This window comes from Clostridium sp. AM33-3, from assembly GCF_003480315.1.
GTDB lineage: Bacteria > Bacillota > Clostridia > Lachnospirales > Lachnospiraceae > Brotaphodocola.
The window spans coordinates 14,715-35,993 of sequence record NZ_QUIV01000010.1 but is presented as its reverse complement, the minus strand read 5'-3'; the positions used below and the strand labels follow the sequence as shown (position 1 = coordinate 35,993).

The 21,279-nt window shown below is 48.4% G+C and carries 1 protein-coding gene; it reads left to right on the top strand.

The window, feature by feature from the left end; genetic code table 11:
- Positions 1-48: 48 nt before the first annotated feature.
- Entirely contained in the window at positions 49-21,195 is a 21,147-nt protein-coding gene (locus DW819_RS07545) for a hypothetical protein (RefSeq protein WP_182432591.1), read from the top strand.
- The last annotated feature ends 84 nt before the right edge of the window (positions 21,196-21,279 follow it).

Genomic DNA, 21,279 nt, shown 5'->3' with positions numbered 1-21,279 from the left:
TAGTAAACAAGGATGAGTCAGTTACATTTAGAAAGGAATGGCGAATCTATGGGTATACAGGAAAAGGCAATGTTAGAGTACCGAAAGACCATGAAACGGGCAAAAGGAATGATCGCGGTTCTGGGACTGTGTATGGCAGTTACAGGGACATCGGTTTCTTATGCGGCCGGCGGCACTGTAGATTCCGGCTATGAAAGCAGTCAGGATGCTGCGGTCGGAGACAGCGCAGATTCTGGCGGCGGAAGCTTTGAGGCCGGTGACAGTTCGGGCGGAGGAGGATCCGGCGGGGGCGGCGCTTCTGAAAGCGGAGACAGCTCCAGCGGTGGCGGAAACTCTGAGGCCGGAGACATTTCTGGAGGAAGCGAAGCTGGAGGAAATTCCAGTGAAAGCAGAGACAGCTCATCTGGAGAAAGCAGTTCCGAAAGCAGCGGTTCTGAGAGCGGAAGCAGTTCGGAAAGTAACAGTGGGAATTCTGAGAGCAAGGACAGCTCAGAAAATGACGGCGAAAGTTCTGGGGACGGAGATAACTCAGAAAATAACAGCGGAAATTCCGAGGATGGAAACGATTCGGAAACTGATTCCCAAAAAGGATCTGAATCCGGAAATCAGTCCGGCAGCGGATCTGAAACAGGCAATAATTCTGAGACAGGCACTGGTTCTGAGAATGACAAGAATTCCGCAGACAAGAGTAATCCTGGAATTGGAACAGGTTCAGAAAATATACAGGAACCGGAGCAGGGAAGCGTTTCTGACGGAAGCGTGAATTCTGGTGCAGATTCGGAAGATAAGAACCGTGCAGACGCTGGAAATACACAGCAGGACACGGGAATGTTCGGAGAAGGCCAGGACAGCAGCATTGAAACATCTGGAACAGATACAGTGGGCGCTGGAGAAAATCCGGATGGAGCGGAACAGACCAAAGCCGGTCAGCCGGAGACAGGTGCAGCTGATGCGAAATCACCGGAATCGCCGGAGACAGCTGTAGCTGAAGAAAAAACTGCCGCAGGGATACCGGAAGAGCAGAAGCAGGAGATTGCAGCACAGGCGGCTCCGAAAGCAGCTCCTGCAGTGCAGGCAGCGAATGAGCTGGAAGTGGAGGATGCAAACTCTACGGCAATTGATGTCAGAAGTGATGAAGCCATTGAAATTTCCATCGGTGATAACTCAAAGCTGACCGTTATCGTGAAGAATGGGGCAGCAACAAAGAAAACCGCCTACACGAATGCAAACATCACCTCAGTAAAGATCGCTTCAAAGACGAAGATCAGCTTCCGGGATCCAGTGAATACAAAGAATAAAGTCCTGGATCTGGCAACAGCCATTATGGAACTGATTGCTAAGCAGATTGAATTGAAGCCGAGTCAGAACGTGACGCTGAAAGTCAAAGAACTGAAACTGACAGCTCAGGATACCGGCTCTGCCACAGCGGGGGATGTATTTCTGAATGTGGTGAAGAAGGTGTATGATTCGGATACTACATATGCCGGCATAAAAAATATGACGATTGTCGCCAGTGGTGATACGGACGATAAAGACAAGGGATCCGAGATCACCATTACAGCGACAAACAAAGCATCTTCAGCGGCGGACAGTACATCGGCAGGACAAGAGGCCGATGCAGATACCAGTGATTCAGGCGTATGGTCATCCGTCAATGGCAAGATTGAGGATATTGACGGATACCTGGCAAATGTAAAAAATATCGAGACCATCATTGAGATTGAGGATTGCAGTTTTACCGCAGATACGATCACCTTATCTTCTATGAATGATCTGACCATGAGCACGAAGAGTGTTGGTATTGGAGTGGCAGTCAATGTAGCGAATGTTTCTTCAGCAGTTCTGGTAAAGAACAGTGATTTCATATCCACCAAAAACATTGAAATGACAGCAAAATCCGTGATCAAATCGGATGTAAATGCAGATGCAAAAGCAGGAAATATTGCAGTTGGCGTTTCTGTCATCGGCGGAACTACTAAAGTAAGTATTGATAGTACAAGACAGAACAGCATTTCTGCAGGCGGCGACCTGATTCTGGCGGCAGAAAGCAATGCTGCAGCAGCAACCAATGCGCTGGGAAAGAAAACCAATTCCAGCCAGAGCGGAGCATTTGCAGGTGTGTCAGTGATCAATTATGATACGCTGGCAAATATTGGCGGAAATGTCAATGTTACAAAAGTAGAAAACCTGAAGGTTTCCTCCACGCAGCATGGAGTGAATGGCACCACTGTAAAATCTGTAAAGTCGGAGGAGAAAAATTCTTCTGTAAAGGAAACAGCCCTGAATACGATCCTTGGAATCATCAACAATTCCTTGGAAAACATTCAGCTGACTACCAGATTGAAACAGAAGGGCAGCGAGATGGCTTCTGATGCCAAGACGAAGATCAGCAGCTGGTTCCACAAAGATGAAGTAGAAGGCAAGTTAAGCGAGTCTCTGGAAACAGCCAGCGGCGAAGACAGCGGAGTGGGAAGCCTTTTTGAAGAAGCAGAAAAAGAAATCAGCAATAAAATCAAACTTACATTTAAAGACACAACTGGAAAAGATGTAACAGGCGTTACCGTAAAGATTACGCCAAACGAAGGGACTGCATCAGCTCCAAGACTCTGGACACTGGATAAGAGTAATGTTTATGAAGGAACGGAGTTTGCGAATGGTTCCTATACCATAACCATCATTGTACCGAGTGGTTATGCAGTTCCGGCAGATCAGGTAATCGAGATTGCTTCCGGAAAAGGGTATAACGGAATTGTGAAACTGGCAAAGACAAGTAATACTAAAAATCAGCTGGTTGGAGCAATCGCAGTAACAATTGTAAATTCCACAAATGAAGCATCTATTACAACAACAGGCACAATTAATGCCGGCGGAAAAGTAGAAGTGCTCGCAAACGCAGTTTCCAATAATACAACGGTTGCAGATGCTTCTACCATTCCAAGCGGATTAGAGAATGACGCGGATGACAATGAATTCCGGTTTGCGGCAGTGACAGAAGATGGATCTACCACACTTCCGGTAACGGCAACTCTGACGAAAGTAACACAGGACGGTCAGACAGATACCGGCAATCCATATAATCAGACATTCCTGGACAAAGACGGACTGATTAAATTTACAAACGGAGCCACACAGAATGAAGACCAGTCAATAAATGGAAATCAGCAATTAACAGCAGGAAAATACAAGCTGGTATTCAAACTTCCAGGCAGTTTCGGTTTTGCTCCGAAGGATATGACAGGAATCGAAGTTACGGATGAAACAAAAAATGGAACTACTTACAAAGTATATACCATGTATATTACTTTAACAGCAAACAACACCAATGGAGTAAAAGGTTTAAAGCAGCTGATCACTATGAAAGCCAATGGTGATACCTCCGGAAAGAGTGGTACCAACATTTCAGCAGGCGTGGCAATCGGAGTTGGAGTTGTGAATAACCGCAATGAAGCTTATATTTCAAATGCAACGATCAACGCACAGGATCTTACAGTTGCGGCAGTTACAGGCGGACAGAGTGTCCAGGTGGAAGTGGACGAAAATGGAACAACAAAAACAGAAACCAGGAACTACGATAATCTGTCTTCTGTAAGTACAACAGCAGGATTTAACTCGGGCAATTTTGGACTGGGCGGAGCTGTTTCAGTAAATGTAGTAAATGACATTACAAATGCCTACATCAGCAAGGCGACTATTAATATAGAAAGAGATCTTTCTATTACAGCGAGCAGTAAGAGCAACGCAGCAACAAAAGCCGGATCCGATGATTCCCAGAAAGAATTTGCAAAGTCCACCGGTGTCGGAACGGCAATTGGTGTTGGTGTAGTCAGCAATACTACAACCGCAGATCTGGAAGAGACGACAGTAGTAAACGGAACAGGAAACAGCAACAAGTTTAACTCCCTGACCGTGAAAGCAGAATCTGAGGGTGAGATTACTGTGGAAGCCATTGCCGGAGCAGCCGGAGGCAAGGCAATCGTTCCGGTGGTTGTAGTAAACATTTTAAATGGAACCACAAGAGCAAAGGTTGCAGCGAACAGTCAGCCAGTCGCACTGGTCGGAAATTTGACGGTCTACGCAAAATCAAATAAGAAGAAATCCACCAGGGCCAGCGGAAAGGCTGCAGGCAGCAGCGTGGCAGTGGGCGGAGCCGTGACCGTATCCGCAGGAAAGCTTCATCAGTATGCGTACATGAACCGTAAGGTGACAGGTGCAAAGGACATCAGTGTAAAAGCAGAAAGCGGAAACTCGGCAGAGACCATCAGCATTGCCGGTGCCAATGGAGCAGATGCACCGAGTGAAGATGACAGCAATTCTGATAGCAGTGATGACAGTGATCCGCAATCGCCGGATAATCTGGTGAACAAGGCACTGGCAAGCGGCAAAAAAGTCGGTTCCGGTACGGATGGAATCTCTGAGACAGAGTCAAAGACTCCACAGTCCGCAGAGACCACCGAAGGAAAAGTAACCGCAGCGGCGGCTGTGGCAGTGGAAGTATGGAATGATGAAACTGTAGCCAGTGTCAAAGCAGATACAGTTTCCAGTGGTAAGCTGGAAGTGATTGCCCTGGCACACAACAATGTAACTGTGAAAGCCAATGCATCTTCCACTTTAAGCACTAATGGTGTAGGCGTCAGCGTAGCAATTCTGGTCGGTAATTTAGTGAACCGGGCAGAGATTTCCGAAAGCCACAAGACCGGTTATTTCCTGGTTCGTGCAGGAATGCCGACTGATAGTAGCGGAAAAGAAACAGCCAATACCATCGAAGTGATCAGTATTTCCGGTGCAGGTGCTTCCAACGTAGGCGTAGCCGGAGCGGCTGCAATCAATATTTTTAATACTGCTTACACTGCAAACGTGAATGGAAACCTGACAGCACAAAGCAGTCAGGAGAGCAGTGTGACAGCAAAGGTGAACCAGAAGATTACCACCAAGGCAGGTGCAAGCGCAGACCTTGAGGGAGCAGAATCTGGAAACAGCAGCAGCACCGGAAACAGCGGCAGTACCGGAAACAGCGGCAGTACCGGAAACGGCAGCAATAGCGGAAGCAGCTCTGGCGGAAGTGATAAGAGTGTTGGCGTAGGCGCGTCCTTCGGACTGACCATTGCGGACACAACGGCAGATGCAAAAGTTGCAGGCGGCAATATTAAAACAGCAGGCAATTTCGCTGTGAAATCTGTGATCAACAGTGAAATGGAAACTTATGTGGAAGCTGGTAATGATGCATACGAAGATGCCGATGGCAAGAGTACTTCTGATAAGGCTGATAGAAAGTATGATTCCCTGGACGCAGCAGTTTCTGTATCTCTGGTAAGCAGCAATGCAAACGCAGAGATCAGCAGCGGAACAACTGTTGATACCGGTGGCAATCTGGATATTTACGCAGAGAGTGTCTCTAAGACGGAGACCACCGCAAAGGGCGATGCGGAAGCGAAGAACGCAGCAGTTGGTGCCTCCGTAGCCGTAAACCTGGTGGCAGAGAAAGTCAGCGCACTTCTGGCAGGAACTGCATCGGTTGACGGAAACTTTACCGTACATGCCATTGCCAAAGCACAGGATCTGGCAAAAGCGTACGCAACGGCGTCTGGTGTAGATTTATCCCGTTACGAGAAGAAGTACAATGCAACCATTGCTTCTATATTAGATGGTTCAGCATTTAAGAAAAACAATAACAACTCTGGAAAGAGCAATACTTCTTCTGATAATAAAGTAAACGAGAAGATCGACAGCAAGCTGAACGCTGAGGATAAGAACAAGACCAGTTCTGATACCAGTCTTTCCAACAAAGTCCTGGCGGCAGCAGATGTGAAGACTTCCGAGCATTCTGTGGACAGTGGTTCAACCGACACTACAGGAGCGAATGCAGCCAATGCGGCAAATGCAAAGAAGGATGCTCAGAGCGGCAAGACCGGAACCACAACCAATCAGGAAAATCCGGTATCCGTGGCAGCAGCAGTCGGCGTTTCCATCGTATCCCACGATGTAAGCACAAGAGTATCCGGTACTGTGAAGAAGGCTAAAACAGTTACCATCAAAGCAGAGAACCTTGACAACTTTGAGATGCTGGCAACCGGAGCGGCCGTTTCTAAAAAGAATTCGATTGCTCTGGGCGTGGCAGTTGTCATCAATAACAGCAAGACAGTGGCACAGCTGACTGGTAATCTTGGAACCAGCGGAACATCGGTTGGTGAGATCCTGATTCAGGCAGTTACCAGACATAACATGGATGATGATTACAAGACCAGACTTGGTGCGGAAGCTATCGCCGGTGCAGGAAGCGGCGGAAGCGGAGGCTTTGCAGTAGCAGGCGCGGTAGCTGTAATTGTATCCAATGCGGAGACAAACGCTAGTGTTGGAAATGGCGTAATCATTTATTCGAACGGAAACATGACCGTAGAAGCCATTGAGCAGAGTAAACTGGCAGCCCGGGCATGGGGCGCATCCTTAACAGACAGCCGGTTCAACGAGCAGAATGGCAGCGGAAAGACCAGTGGTTCCAATGGAAACTCTGATTCCAAGGCAGGAGTCGGTGGCGCTTACGCCATGATCTATGTGAACAACAAGACAACTGCAGAGATCGGTGACAATGCGCAGATCACAGCAAAGAGTCTTCTGGTCAAGGCAGAGAAACAGCAGGTAAGTGCCAAGGCTGATGATATTGGCGGAAACATCAAGATCAACGGCGTGATCAAAACTGGCTCCACCCAGATCAAAGATGGCAAGGTTGAGATCAATACAACCGATGATACACAGAGTTCTGAAGACCTGAAATTATCTGATCTTGCCAGTGTAGTAAAGGATCTCTGGAATCTTCTTTCCAATAATAACTACTACCTGGAAGCAGTCGGTGGCGCAGCTTCTACAGAAAATACAAAATTTACCGGAGCAGGTTCCTTTACGGTTCTGGTGATCAATGATTATGTGGCAGCACTGGTTGGCAAGAATGTAACTTTGATTCTGACCGATGGTCTGACCGTCAAAGCAGCTTCCAAAGTAAATGCAGTGACCATCGCAGGTTCCGTGGCATATGGCGGCAGCAAGAGTGCCGGTGTTGGCATCAATACCATCATTCACAATTCGAAGGTGAATGCAGGCCTCGGTGATGGTTCCACAGTGACAGGAGCAAATGGCGGATCATGGAATGGTGATGTGACCATCAGCGCATCCGGTGAACTGGATCTGACTTCGATTCTGGTAGCAGCAGCGGCTTCTTCTTCCAAGTCAGGCAATGGAACACAGGCTGCGGGAGAAGGTGTTGTTAACATTTTCGTAAATGGAAACAGCGTAACCGCAGAGATTGGCAAAAACGCAACCATTAAAACGAAGGGTAACGTAAAATTAACCGCAGCATCCAGACTTGGCTATACCGGAATTACCGGCGGTATCGCGGCATCTGGCGGACATGGAATCGGTGCTTCTGTCAGCGTGATCGTGGTCAATACCAATACTCTGGCACAGATCGGCAATGGCGCAAACATTACGGCTGGCGGAAACTTAACCGTAAGTGCAGACAGCGAAGAGACCATCGTGGCAGTGATTGTCAATGGCGCGGCAGCTGGAAGCAATGGTGTGGCAGCAGCAGTCAGCCCGGCAGTCAATGTGATCAGGGGCAGTACCGTTGCAAGAGCTGGAACCGGAACTTATAACGTCAATGCGATGTCTGTAACTGCAAACAGCAAGACTGTCATCGTGATCGTTTCCGGCGGCGCGGCAATCAGCAGCGGAAAATCCGGTGTCGGCGGTTCTGTACAGGTGAACGTATTCTTAAAGAAGGTTCTGGCAGAGATCGCAGACGGAACCAGCAGTGATTATGCAGCGATTATCGCTCCTGGCGGATTGACTGTAAGTGCAGATGCGACAGAAAAGAATTATATTTTTGTCATTGGTTTAGGCGGCGGCAAGAGCGCATCCGTATCTGGTTCCATCGGCGTCATCGTCATCAGCAACGATGTTATGGCGAAGATTGGCGATTATACACAGATCGGTAACGCAAATAGCCGCGGCAATGTAACTGTATCAGCGAAAGATTCCATGATCAACGTGGTTCTGGCTGGCGGATTTGCCGGTTCTGCAAGCGGTGCAGCAGTTGGACTTTCCAATGCAGATGTGATTGCAGATGGAAAGACTCAGGCACTGATTGGTGACCATGCAACGATCTATGGAAACAATGTAGCTGTAACAGCAGCATCAGATAAGAAATTTATCAACATCGTCATCAGCGGCGGCGTATCCGCAGGCGGAACAACGGTAACCGGTTCTGCAGCAGTGGTAGTTGTCGGGGACACGGTGAAGTCAGTGGTTGGTAAGAATTCCGTGATCAATGCCAACGGCGATGTACAGATCATTGCTCTGGGCAGTACCGATATCATTGATATCGTTGGCAGCCTGGGATTATCTACCAGTGGTGCAGCTGTTGGAGCTTCCATCGACACTATCGTATATCGGGGACTGATTTACGCAGGTGTTGGCAAGGGAACAAAGATTACCACCAGCAATAGCGGCAACGTGATCGTTTCTGCAAAGAGTGATGATACTCTGGTGGATCTGGTGATCGGAGCTGCCGGTGGTTCCAGTGCGGCAGTGAATGGTTCTGTAGCAGTGATTGTAGCAAAACAGAACGTATTCGCGCTGATCGGAACTCCAGACAGCAACAATGAGAACGCAGACGCATCAGAAACTGTGATTTCTGCAGATGGCAGTATCCAGGTAACCGCAGAAGCAGAGCAGACCATCCTCTCCGGAGCAGGTTCTGCAGCAATCAGCGCTGGAAGCGCAGGTGTTGGCGCAGGTGTGATTGTGATTACGGATACTCACAGAACATGGGCAGAAGCAGGAATTGGCGCTGCACTGGATGCTCTTGGCAAGAACAGTGTCAGCGGTAATTTTGGCAAGCTGACAATTACAACAGACAGCACCAGCGGCAATGTGGTTTCCAGACGCGGAAAACATAACCAGATGACCATCAACGGCATCATCATTGGTGCTTTCAACACAACCAATATTCACGCGATCGCAGTTACCGGAGCAGGCGGATCCAGCGCAGGTGTCGGCATTGCAACAGTAACAGTAGTAGAAAAGGCGAAAGCCCAGGCGGTTATCAATGCAAATGCCAGAATAAATCAGGGCAGCCGTCAGGGAGCGCATCAGCAGTCCGGCGTTCATGTCATCGCATCCAATGACACCGTAGAAAGTGTCTCGGGTGGTGCGGCGTCAGGCGGCGGAACAGCAGGTGTCTCCGGTGCAGTGGTTGTCTACACAGGAATTAAAGAAACCACAGCAAGAATTGGTGATGGAGTACAGATCTTTGCAGAAAATGCAATTGTAGTTCTGGCTCATTCCGACAATCAGATTTACGCCAATGTCATTGGCGCAGCAGCAGGCGGAACCGCCGGTGTGGGAGCAACCGTATCGGTTATCGTTCTTCAGGATACTACAACCGCAAGTGTTGGCGGAACCTTAAAAGCTGGAACTATTACCATTCAGGCAGAGTCCAATCAGTACCTGCAGCTTTCCGCAACATCCATTCAGGGCGGCGGAACGGCGGCAGCAGGCGCATCTGTGGGAACCATCGTATTCAAGGGCAAAACTCTTGCAGAGGTTCGTCCAGGTGCAACCTTAATTGCAGCAAGTGGCGATATTCTGATCTGTGCAGTATCCAAAGAAACCATCGATATGACGGTGATTGGTGCGGGCGCAGGCGGAACAGCAGCCGTGAACGGTTCCTTCGCAGTGTTAGTCATGAATGTGACCACACAGGCAATTGTTGGAAACGGATGTACTCTGAAAGCAGAGAATGGAACGATCACAGTAAAAGCAGAAGATGCAACCAGCCTGAATTTGAAGACAGGTAATGTAACTGTTGGCGGAACTGCGGCAATCGGAGCAGCGATTGAAGTTGCGATTTACCGCAATACCGTAACTGCAATGATTGGCAACAATTGTACAGTGCTTGCAAAGGCAATCTTAGTTCAGGCAGCGTCAGACCGCGGCATTACAGCGAAAGCTGTCATGGCAGGCGCAGGCGGAACTGCAAGTGTCAACGGAAGCATTCTGGTACTTTCCATTGGTGCTGCAACTACAGACAGCGACGCCAACAAGGCCAATACAAACGGCGGCGGTAATTCTTCTGACAAAGCAAGTGATGAAGCATCAAAGCGTGGCCAGGCGGCAGTAAATCATGGTTATGGTCAGACAGTTGGCGCTGGCGACCAGAATAATCAGTATGTGGATGAGGCAAATAGCATCATCACCGGACTGAAAGAAGAGAACAAGTCTCTGATCAGCGGATACTTTACCAGTGCTTCTGTAGATGATAAGACATATGCAGGCATTGGCGATGGTGGTTCCACAACCGCAACAGACGGCGATGTTACTGTAGAAGCAACAGAAAAGACAAAGTTAGACGCAATTGCAGGAGCAGCAGGCGGAAGCGGCACAGCATCCGTTGGTATCTCCATGAATCTGGCGATCATCAACGGCACTGCTGAGGCAAGACTTGGCGGTACGGTAAGAGCTGATAAAGGAAATGTCAAAGTTCACGCACAGAATATTTTAGAGATTCCGAACTTCATTTCCAGCGGCGGTGGTGCAGCTGGTTCTGCATCCGTGGCAGGAACCATCACAGTCATCAAAGCTGGCGAGCAGGCAGCTGCTTATATCGCACCGAATGCAAACGTATACGCAGATGGCAACGTGATCGTTCTGGCAGAAAGTGCTCAGGACATCCGGGTGATCAACGGAAGCGTAAGCGGCGGTGGCGCAGCAGGAATTGGTGTGGCTACCAATGTGATCATTTTCTCTAACAAGACACATGCTTACGTTGGCAATGGTGCAATCGTTACTGCCAATGCAAACAGAGGAAAAGTACAATTTGTAGACGGCACAGCAACTTCTGATGTAAATAAGAATTATAAGAACTTAAATGATAAGGATACGACGATCGATTATGTGTCTTCTAAGTCCAATGAGTCTGCTCAGTCTGGTGTTTTAGTAGGTGCGAAATCTTCCCAGAAGATCCGCAGCTGGGTAGTCAGCGGAGCAGCAAGCGGAGCCGTATCGGTAGTTGGTTCTGTCAATGTATTAGTATTTGGCAGTGAGACCAAAGCATGGATCGGAAAGAATGCCAAAGTTACAACAAAGAACAATGGTGATATTCTGGTGATCGCAGTGGATACCACTTCCATTCAGGATGTGGCAGGTAATATAGCTGCCAGCGGCACAGTCAGTGCAGGCATCTCCAACGACACCATTACCTTCCGGAAGGTGACCAGCGCCTATGTAGATGAAGGCGCAGTATTAACCAGCGGAAGAAATATCATCATCAAGGCAATCAGTGATGAAGCTTATGTGGTAGTTGTAGTCAGTGCCGGTGCGGCAGCTGGTGCAACACCAACGGGTGCTGTGAACGGAGCAGTTTCTACGATCATCATAAAGAATGGGACTACAGCAGAGGTGAAAGCCAATACGGCAGCCACCGTTCTGACTGCAAACGGCAGCATCGCAATCTGGGCAGAAGATAACCAGAATCTGTATGTGATTGCAGGATCAGCCAATACTGCCATCAGCGCAACCGGAGTATCCGTCAGCGGCGCGGCAGGTGTAGCGGTTGTGAAAGCAAGCAATACGGTTCAGGCATTGGTTGGAAAACTGGCTCAGTTAGATGCTTATGGAACGACAGGTATTACTTTCTATACCGGCGAGTTAGATGGCAATGATGGCGACCGGAAGAGAAACCGCAAGAAAGCGACTCAGTACGGCGTTCTCATCGGAGCATTTAACACCAATAATCTGATGGCAATCACTGCTTCTGGTTCTGCTGGTACTGGCGCAGCGGGATCCATTGCTTCTACTACAGTTGTTTCCGATACGGTAGTACGGGCAAAAGTAGAACAGGGCGCGCAGATCAACCAGAAGGTAAAAGCAAACCGGGAACAGAAGACATCCGCATCCAGCGTGAAAGTCATCGCCATGGATTCCACGGAGGCTGACACGGCAGCCGGTGGTGCGGCAGTCGGTATCGCAGGAGCAACTGGAACCATCGTAGTGACTTATTTAAAGAAGACTGTAGAGGCCATCTTAAATGGTATGGTTTATGCACCGGGTGGGGTTGACGTCCTGGCAGTCAGCGATAACAATGTATTCTTGCTGACAACCAGTTTAGCAGGTGGCCTGGCAGGCGGCGCGGGAAGCGCATCCGTTCTCTACACAGAGAATACCGTAACCAGCCAGCTTGGCGGAACTATTGAGGCAGGTACAGCAGCAGTCAATGTAAAAGCCATCAACTGGCAGTACATTACTTCCGGTGCGGCATCCGTATCTGGCGGCGCAGTCGCAGTGGGCGGCGCAGGAGCAAGCATCATCTTCAAGAGCCATACCAAGGCGGAAGTGCTGGATGACACATCCATCCAAGCCGGTTCTCTGAATGTGAATGCACAATCCAAAGAAACTATCACCGGTGTGGTGGCAGCAGCAACTGGCGGAAGCACTGCAGTGGGCGGATCCCTGATCCTGATCATTGCCAATGCAGATACAACCGCAAGAATCGGAAACAACGTAACCATCAATCTGAGCGGTGATTTAACCGTTCAGGCAGAAGATATTGTAACCATTGACATGACAGCAGGTACCGTATCTGGCGGTGGAACAGCTGTGGGCGGTGCAGCAGCAGTTCTGATCTTCAAGAACACTGTTCTGGCAGAGATTGGAACAAACGGCAGTATTACAGCAGTGAACCTGAATCTGACAGCAAACTCTAAACGGGACATTACGTCTTATGTAGTTGCAGGTTCCGCAGGTGTCGGCGCTGTATCCGGCAGTGTACTGGTAATTCTGGTTGGCAGCAAGCAGAGTGATGATGCAAAGACGGCTATGAAGCGTGATGACACGAACAACGTAAGTTCCAATAGCCAGAGCAGCATTAACGAGGCTCTGAATAATGCCAATGGTTTGACTGACGAAAGCCTGAAACTGGATATCACAGGTTACTTCACAGGAGAAACTGCCAATGCAACAACGGCGAGAATCGGTTCTGGAACTGTGATCACCTTAACAGGCAACGCCAATATCAAAGCAGCAGAAACAACCGCAGTAACCGCATATGCAGGTTCTGTATCTGGAGGTGCACTGGCAGCAGGCGGTGCGGTGGCTATCGCAATCTTAAATGGCACGGTTCAGGTGGAGATCAACGGAACTATCAATGCAAGTGGCACCGTAACCATCAACGCAGAGAACCAGATTACCAGCAATGCGTTTAAGGCGGCAGCAGGTTCCGCAGGAGTCATCGGACTGGGCGCAGCCGTAGCTTACATGGATGTGACCGGAACGACGAAAGTTCTGATCGGAAGCACCGGTTCTTTAAATGGTAAGTCCGGAGTTCATGTATCAGCACGGTTAATCATCAATGCAAATCCAACAGCAGATGGTTATGCTGGTGGATGGGCATCCGCTGGAATGGCAGCAGCCAGATTAAAAGTAACTGGAACAACCATCGTAGAAGTACTTAGCGGCAGCAGTTTGGCATCTATCAATGGCAATGTGAAACTGAATGCAAATCAGAATATTACCTCTACAGCAACCACCACAGCAGCAGGTGTAGGTTATGGAGCAACAGGATCTGTGACTCTTGCACTTGTAGAGGTAGGAAATACAACAAAAGTAGCAAGTGGAGCCAATGTAACAGCATCAAAGGGTACTTACGATATTCTGGCCCACAGTATTTTAACTGCAACAGCAAATGCGTATGGTTTGTCAGCAGCAGTAGGCGGATCTGTTCAGGCGGCGATTGCCAGACTGACAGTAAAACCGGTTGTGCTGGCGGCTGTTACGGGCGGCAAGATTCAGGCTAAGAATATAAGAGTACGGGCATTGTTTAATGTAAATGACGATGAATCTTATAGCAAAGCCGGCAATCTGGAATCCAATGCATATGCAGGAGCAGCCAGTGGTCTGGTAAGTGGTTCCGGTGCATCTTCGGAAATCATTGTAGACGGCAGTGCAACTGCGGAAGTAACTAATGCAACTCTGACACTGACAGAGGACGCCCTGGTACTCAGCAAAGCCAACGGAAGTTTAACCGGTAACGGAGCAGGCTTAGCGGCAGCTGGTGGCGCGGCAGTGGGTGGTGTTACGGTGAAGATCGAAAATACCTTCAAGACTATTGCACAGATCACCGGAACAACCATTATCAATGCAAGAAACGTCTCCGTTCTGGCAGATTACAGCGGAACTGTAAAAGGAACTGCCAAAGGAACCGCAGGCGGACTTCTGGCAGCCGGAACTGCACAGAACCTGGAAATCACAGAAGATATTACAACCACAGCTGAGATTGCAAACAGTACCATCACAGCGAATGGAGCGGCATCTGCAATAGCACAGGATGAGCATGATGTAAATGGCAATGCATCCGGACACAGTGCAGCGGGCTTTGCGGCAGGCGGTCTGACTAAGATCACCACGAAGATTACCAATAAGACTACTGCAAGAGTAACCGGAAGTACCATTACCGCACAGAATATCCTGATCCAGGCAGCCGCAAGCATCAACAAAGACACCACAGCGACGGCATCTTCCGGAGCATTTGGCGGATCAGCCAATGACGTCAGCGATGATACCACGGTAAATAATCAGACTTACGCAGAAGTGGGAAGCGGAAGCAAGCTGACAGCAATCGATGCAGATCAGGATGGTGACGCAATTGTGATCATCGCGGCATCCAATAACTCTTATAAAGGTTACGCAACTGCAATCGCAGGCGCAATCATTGCCAAAGGTGTCGCGAAGGCAATTCAGAATGTGACCGATGATGTACGGGTTAAGATTTATCCGTCCGCGATTCTGGCAAATAAGGGCAATATTAAGATTTATGCGTCAGCGAAAGACATTACTTCCAACTTAACCGCTTACGGCGGAGCTGGCGGAGTGGCAGCAGGAACCAACGTAAAGGCAGAGGCAACCACTACAGCCAATGCAGTGGCAGAGTTCTTAAATGGAATTTCCGGCAGCCATGCGTCAGTGAATGCACAGTCCGGAGATGTATTTATTGGAACAAGTACCAATACAGAAGCGAAGGTTTACAGCAGAATTAAATTTACCGTAGATGGCCTCAGCCACATTTCCACCGATGTCGTGAACAGGATGACCATCAATTCGCTGATCAATCTTGGAAGTTACACAGAGTTGTCAGCGGCGAAAAAACTGGATATTCAGGCAGTGATCGGCCGGATTTACGCATATGCATCGGCATATTCCGAGACTGGTTCTATCATCAATACCCAGTCTAAGCCAAACGCGACGGTAAATGTGACAGCAAACGCAAAAGTAACTGGCACCAACGTAAGGCTGCACGCAGGTCAGACACTGACTCTGTATGCAATTTCGACCAATGATATTTATACCAATGCTTACAGCTATGGCTATACCGCAGGCGGTACTGGTTCTGTCATTTCTACAGCAACCAATAACACAAAAGTCTATGGCAATGTAGAAATTTACGGAAGTGATTCTTCCATGAACGCAAAGGATATCGCCATTGGCGCGGCAGCAAAGAGCGAGAGCGAAGTGTCTTATACAAAGAAAGCAGAGTATAAGGCAGAAACGGTAACGGAATTTATCAAACAGACTGTTACCAGAACCAAGAATGTCATTGAAAAGGTTTCCGAAAAGATTTGTAAAAAGCTTCCGTGGCCTCTGAATAAGATCGTCAAGTGGATTACAAAGACAATCGTGAAGGTCATCACCTGGGTAGAGGAGATTGTAGTAGAAAAGATTCTCCAGAGTGCAACCGATAAGAAGGAAAACGGGGAATACAAATCTGAAAACAACGTAATCTTAAATGGTAATATCTATTATGGAAGCAATGCGGACGTAAATATTGTCATTGACGAAAATGGAAATATTGCGAACAGCGATGTAACCTATGAGAAGAATGATGACAATGTCATCATCAAATCTTTCAGTTCCAAGGCAAACGGAAGCTTAAAGATTGAGTCACTCTATGGCAAAGTAAGCGGAACCGTGAAGATTCACAGCAACAATGTGATCACCAGATTAAATATTACCAACAACTCTGCGAAGAATCTGATTTTGAAAAATATCGATCTTTTAGCAGAGTACGATGCAGACAGCTGCGCGTACACCATCCTTTGCAGTGATTATTCCAAGTTTGTGATGGATGATGTGGTGGATAACACCAATCAGCCAGAAGTAACCATTACAACCAATACCGGAAAGAATGTAACCTTTGATGGATGGTTCTCCTATTACACAGCAGTCTTAAATGTTCTGTTCAATGGACAGCGAGGCAGCGTATACTTTGGAGATAATGCGAAACTCGATGTAGCAAAGCTCAATATTCAAAATGCTGAAAATGTAGGAACTGATGGCAGACCGCTTCATGTAAATCTGTTTGTAACGGGCAATGATGATAATAGTCTGAAACGTCCGGAACTGATTGTGGATGCAGCAGGCAATGTTTATCTCCAGGTTGGACTGAAACGCTATATTGAAGTCCAGGGAACAACGACAGCAGAAGCAGAGAAGGCAGCAAACGCAGCAGCAGCGAAGATCAGAAACGTAGATAAGGCTCTGATTCAGTCTGTTAACTGCAGGAATGTACGCCTGATCATGGCTCTGCCGAAGCTGCTGGTTGGTGTTCTGGTTGAAGATCCGGTAACTGGAAAACAGACCTATACAACCACAGAATCTGTGAATACTGCATTGAATATTGTGTCAGCAAGCACCAGGGCAGTACAGGAAATTTCTCAGACATTGTATGAGAAAACGGAATTAGATGCCAATGGTGAGTGGAAGACCAGGTATTATACAGATTCCGCATGTACAACCGAATATCAGGAAGCAGATGGAAAACATGTAGAAGAGCGGTATGACACCACAGGTTTTGAGTATTATCTGGTAACCACAGATAGGGATGGAAATGTGAATTATCAGAAACTGGATCGGTCAGCGGAGTATCTGACTGATGAAGCTGGCAACTTTACTGGTGAGGTAAAAGTTGTGATCAATGGTCAGGCGCAGATCATGACACTGGGAAGCGACGATGCAATCCGGTATCTGAAAACATTGGCTGATGGAACTTACACAGATCAGCTTTCGAAGACCTTCTGGCTAGTGGATGATGAGGTCACTTTGATTTACAAATCAGCAGAGGGAAGTGCTGATGCAGGTGAGTATGATCAGATCCGTTACAACAAGGATACAAAGAAGTATGAAGTAGTAAAATCTGAAACGGTAATTAAGGAATATGATTACATTACCTATGATGAAACGAAGAATCAGTATGTTGGTGTAACGGTAAAATCCGTTGAGAAAACCCAGGATATAACTGATATGACTCAGGGTAAGACCGTTGAGTACGAGTATGACAGTCTCGGCACATATGATCTTGGAAGCATCAATGCCAGGAATGATGCAGAAATCCGCGGTCTTGGCAATGCGGATGTGGACGTCAATCTGACAGAAACCATCACTGCTGGTGATGACCTGACTCTGGTGGCCGGCACTGTAACAAGACAAGGAAACCAGAGTGTGGATCTGAGCGCGGCTGGCATGTCCGTTCAGATAACAAAGAACTTTGGTACTTCCGCAGATCCGATTCGTGTATCGGTTGGAACGAAGGGATTCAACACTGCGGCAAACAGCACCGGAGCAATCTATCTTGAAGCAAAGAACCGGGAGCTGGCCATTGGCTCCATCACTTCCGATGGTGTGGTAGAGATCAGCACTGACAAGGCAGTGAAGGCACTTGACTCAGACATCAACATCAAGGCAGACGCTCTTCGGATCTTAAAGAGCAGTGCAGTGGGAACGGCAGATCAGAACTTAAGAACTAATATTTCCGGCAATATGGAAATCATTTCCATGGGTGATATCTATGTAACACAGCAGGGCACAGCCTATGTGAAGAATATCACAAGCAGCAGAAATAACGGTACGGTTTCCCTGACAGCTGGAAGTATTGCAAATGAAGCAGACGGAACTACCGCAGCGATCACCGCATCCAGCATACTTCTTCACGCAACCACAGGAAGTATCGGAAACACCGATAAAGTGATGAATGTGGAAGCAGGAAACAGCACTCTCAGCGCAGTGTCAGATAGGAGCAGCATTTATCTGACCGATCTGACCGGAAATGTAAACCTGGGACAGTTAAAGGCGGCAGGTAATATCGTCTTTAAGACAGCAGGCAGCATCATCGGCAAGAACACCGCAGCAACTGTGATCGCAGCAGACGCTGACTTAACCAGTACAAACGGCAGCATTGGAACCGCAGAAAGTCCATTAAAGACCCAGGTAACCTCCATCACTGCGGCCGCAGAAAACGGAAGCATCTACTTAGACAACACAGGAGAGAGCGGAATTTTATCCATCGGCAGAGTTAAAGCCGGATCCGACATTCAGATCACGGCAAATGGCATGACCGGAACTGAAGATGGAGATCAGGCAGATGTGACCGGCGAAAATCTGAAACTGACTGCAGTGGATGGCTCCATCGGAACCGCGGACCGGACGCTTAAGGTACAGGGAACGACACTGGATGGTGATGCAGCGGAGAGTATCTGGCTGAAAGTACTGGACGATATGACAGTAAACCATCTGACAGCACAGAAGGGCATTGAGCTGGAAGCACTGAAAAATGTAACTGTGAAGCAGCTGACTGCACCGGAGCATATTCTGGTTAAGGCAGCTGGTAAGGTAATTGCAGGAAGCATTGGAAACGATGATGTTCATGCAACAACCAAGAAACTGGATATGATCGCAGAGCAGATCGCGGAAGACACCAGTTACTTGAAAGTGAAAGGTTACGGAAGTGAGGCTGAACTGGAACTGCAGGTGAAAACCATGACAGGCGTGTATATCCAGGATAACAGCAAGATTTTGAAACTGAAGAAAGTTTCTTCTGACAGCAGTGACGTGAAGATTAAGACAGTCGGAGCTATGGAAAATGGTCTGGAAGACACGGACACTGAGGCTAATGTCACTGCCAGAAACATTGTTCTGGAAGCAGATACTGTTGGAACGGATGAAAAAGCGCTGACCACTAACCTGATCGTGGATAAGAGTCCGGATCCGGCACAGAATGCGCTGATCGTAAAGGCCAACGGCAGCATCAACCTTCACGATATCGGAACCGAAGGAATTCTCCCGATTGCCGAGTTAAGTTCCGCAAACGGTGGCATTTTCTTACGCATGGATCGCAGCACTGCTATTGAGAGTATCAAAGCAGAAAACGGAAGCATTACCAGCCATGTACAGGGCGACTATACGGTGAATCATATGACGGCTGGAAAACAGGTGAATATTTACGCGACCGGAACCATTACCGGAAATGTGAATGGAACCTTTACCATCGGCCATGTGGAAGCAGGCACGGAGGATGACCGTAATGACATCACCTTTACTGTGACCGGCGGTGATCTGTTAAACGGCCTCGCAGAAGAGGAAGAAGACCAGACCAACTTCCGGGGCAGCAATATTACTCTGACTGCGAAAGCCGATGATTCTGGAAACATTGGAAATATCGGATCTTCAGAGCACTGGATCACCACGGAGACGGAAGGCGTTTTAAATGCAGAGGCTGACCGTCAGATCTGGTTAAAAGACAGTAGGGCAGAAGGCATGCTGAAGCTTGGCAGTCTGAAAGCAGCTGACCGGATCACCCTGACAGCTGCCGGAGATATTGTAAACGGTATTCCGGATCAGGAAAACAGCGTGAATGTATCAGCAGAGGAGATTTCCCTCCGGGCAGATGGAAATATCGGCGCGAAGGACAATGTGCTTCTGACTAAGGCCAGGAATGCAGCTCTCACGGCAGAAAACATTTACTTAAAGAATCAGGGAAGCCTGAATCTGAGTAAGGCAGAGGCAACAGCAGATATGGAACTGGAAGTATCCGGAAACCTGACATCTGCTGGTACAACTGTGAAAGCAGATCACCTGGTTGTAAAAGCGGACAACGCAGACTTAAAGACCCGCGTGAATGAGATGACCGGAGTGGTATCCGGAAATCTGGCTCTGGATAATGAAGGAAACCTCAGTGTGAAAAACCGTCTGCAGGCCGGTGATACCGTGGAAATCCGCACAGACGGAGGAACCCTGGATATCAGCGGAAGCCTGGAAGCAAAGAACACGAAGCTTTCCGGCGCGGATCAGGTAAATGTCCGCGTAACCGATCAGATCGGCAATCTGGATGTGGCAACCTCAGAGAGTGAAACTTCCGATATTTCCCTGGATATGGAAAGTTCTTCTGAGAAACAGCAGTTTACGTTAGCTACACCGGGCAGCGTGAAGCTGACCACCACCATGGAGGATGAGCAGATTGATCTCTTCGGAAACCGTGTGAAGATCGCAGGCGGCGCAAACAGTGCGCTCTTGCAGTTCAGCCGGATCCCGGGCAGCCTGTTTGTTCTGGTACCGGGCGGAAACAACCGGATTAACGTAGTAACTACTATGGCAGAGACTATCATCCGAACTGGAAATGGCAGTGATACCTTTATCCTGGGTGGAGCGGTGGACGATGAAGAAGACATGGAGTACACCTTTGATTACTCAGGTAAAAATGGAGGAGAGGCCCAGAGCGGCATGATGGGAGCAGGAAATCAGCATAAGCTGGATATTTCCACCGAGGGCGGAGAGAACACCTGGCATCTGTGGATGAGCGGCGCTCCGTTCTACCTGGAAGGCGGAACCGGCCACGATACCTTCATCCGCTACACCTTCACCATTACCGATAAGGATGGAAACACAAAAATCTTTGCAACTCCCCATTACAATATTTCAAGTAAGGGCGGAAATATCACAAAGATTGGATTCCCGTCATACGGAGGCAACAGACGGCCGGTTGTGAGCGGAACCCAGGGAACCTGGATCCTGACTGAGGCAGGAACCTGGCAGTTTGCAAAACAGACCGGCGGATACCAGACCGGCTGGATGTACCGAGGCGGCAAGTGGTGGTACTTCAACGAAGAAGGCATTATGCAGACCGGCTGGATCTTATCCGGCGGACGCTGGTACTACCTGCTTCCGGGTGAAGGCTCTATGCTCACCGGATGGCAGCAGATTGACGGCGTATGGTATTATTTCGCACCGTATGATCACGTGCAGTATCCGGCAGGGAGCATGTTCTGTCAGGAACAGACTCCGGATGGCTATTCTGTAGATGAGAATGGCCGGTGGATCGCGTAACAGAAGCAGCAAAATGATGTGGCTGTCTGCATAGTGTGTGAACAGCTGTCACAGAAAAGGGATTGTGCCGTGCGGTGCGATCCC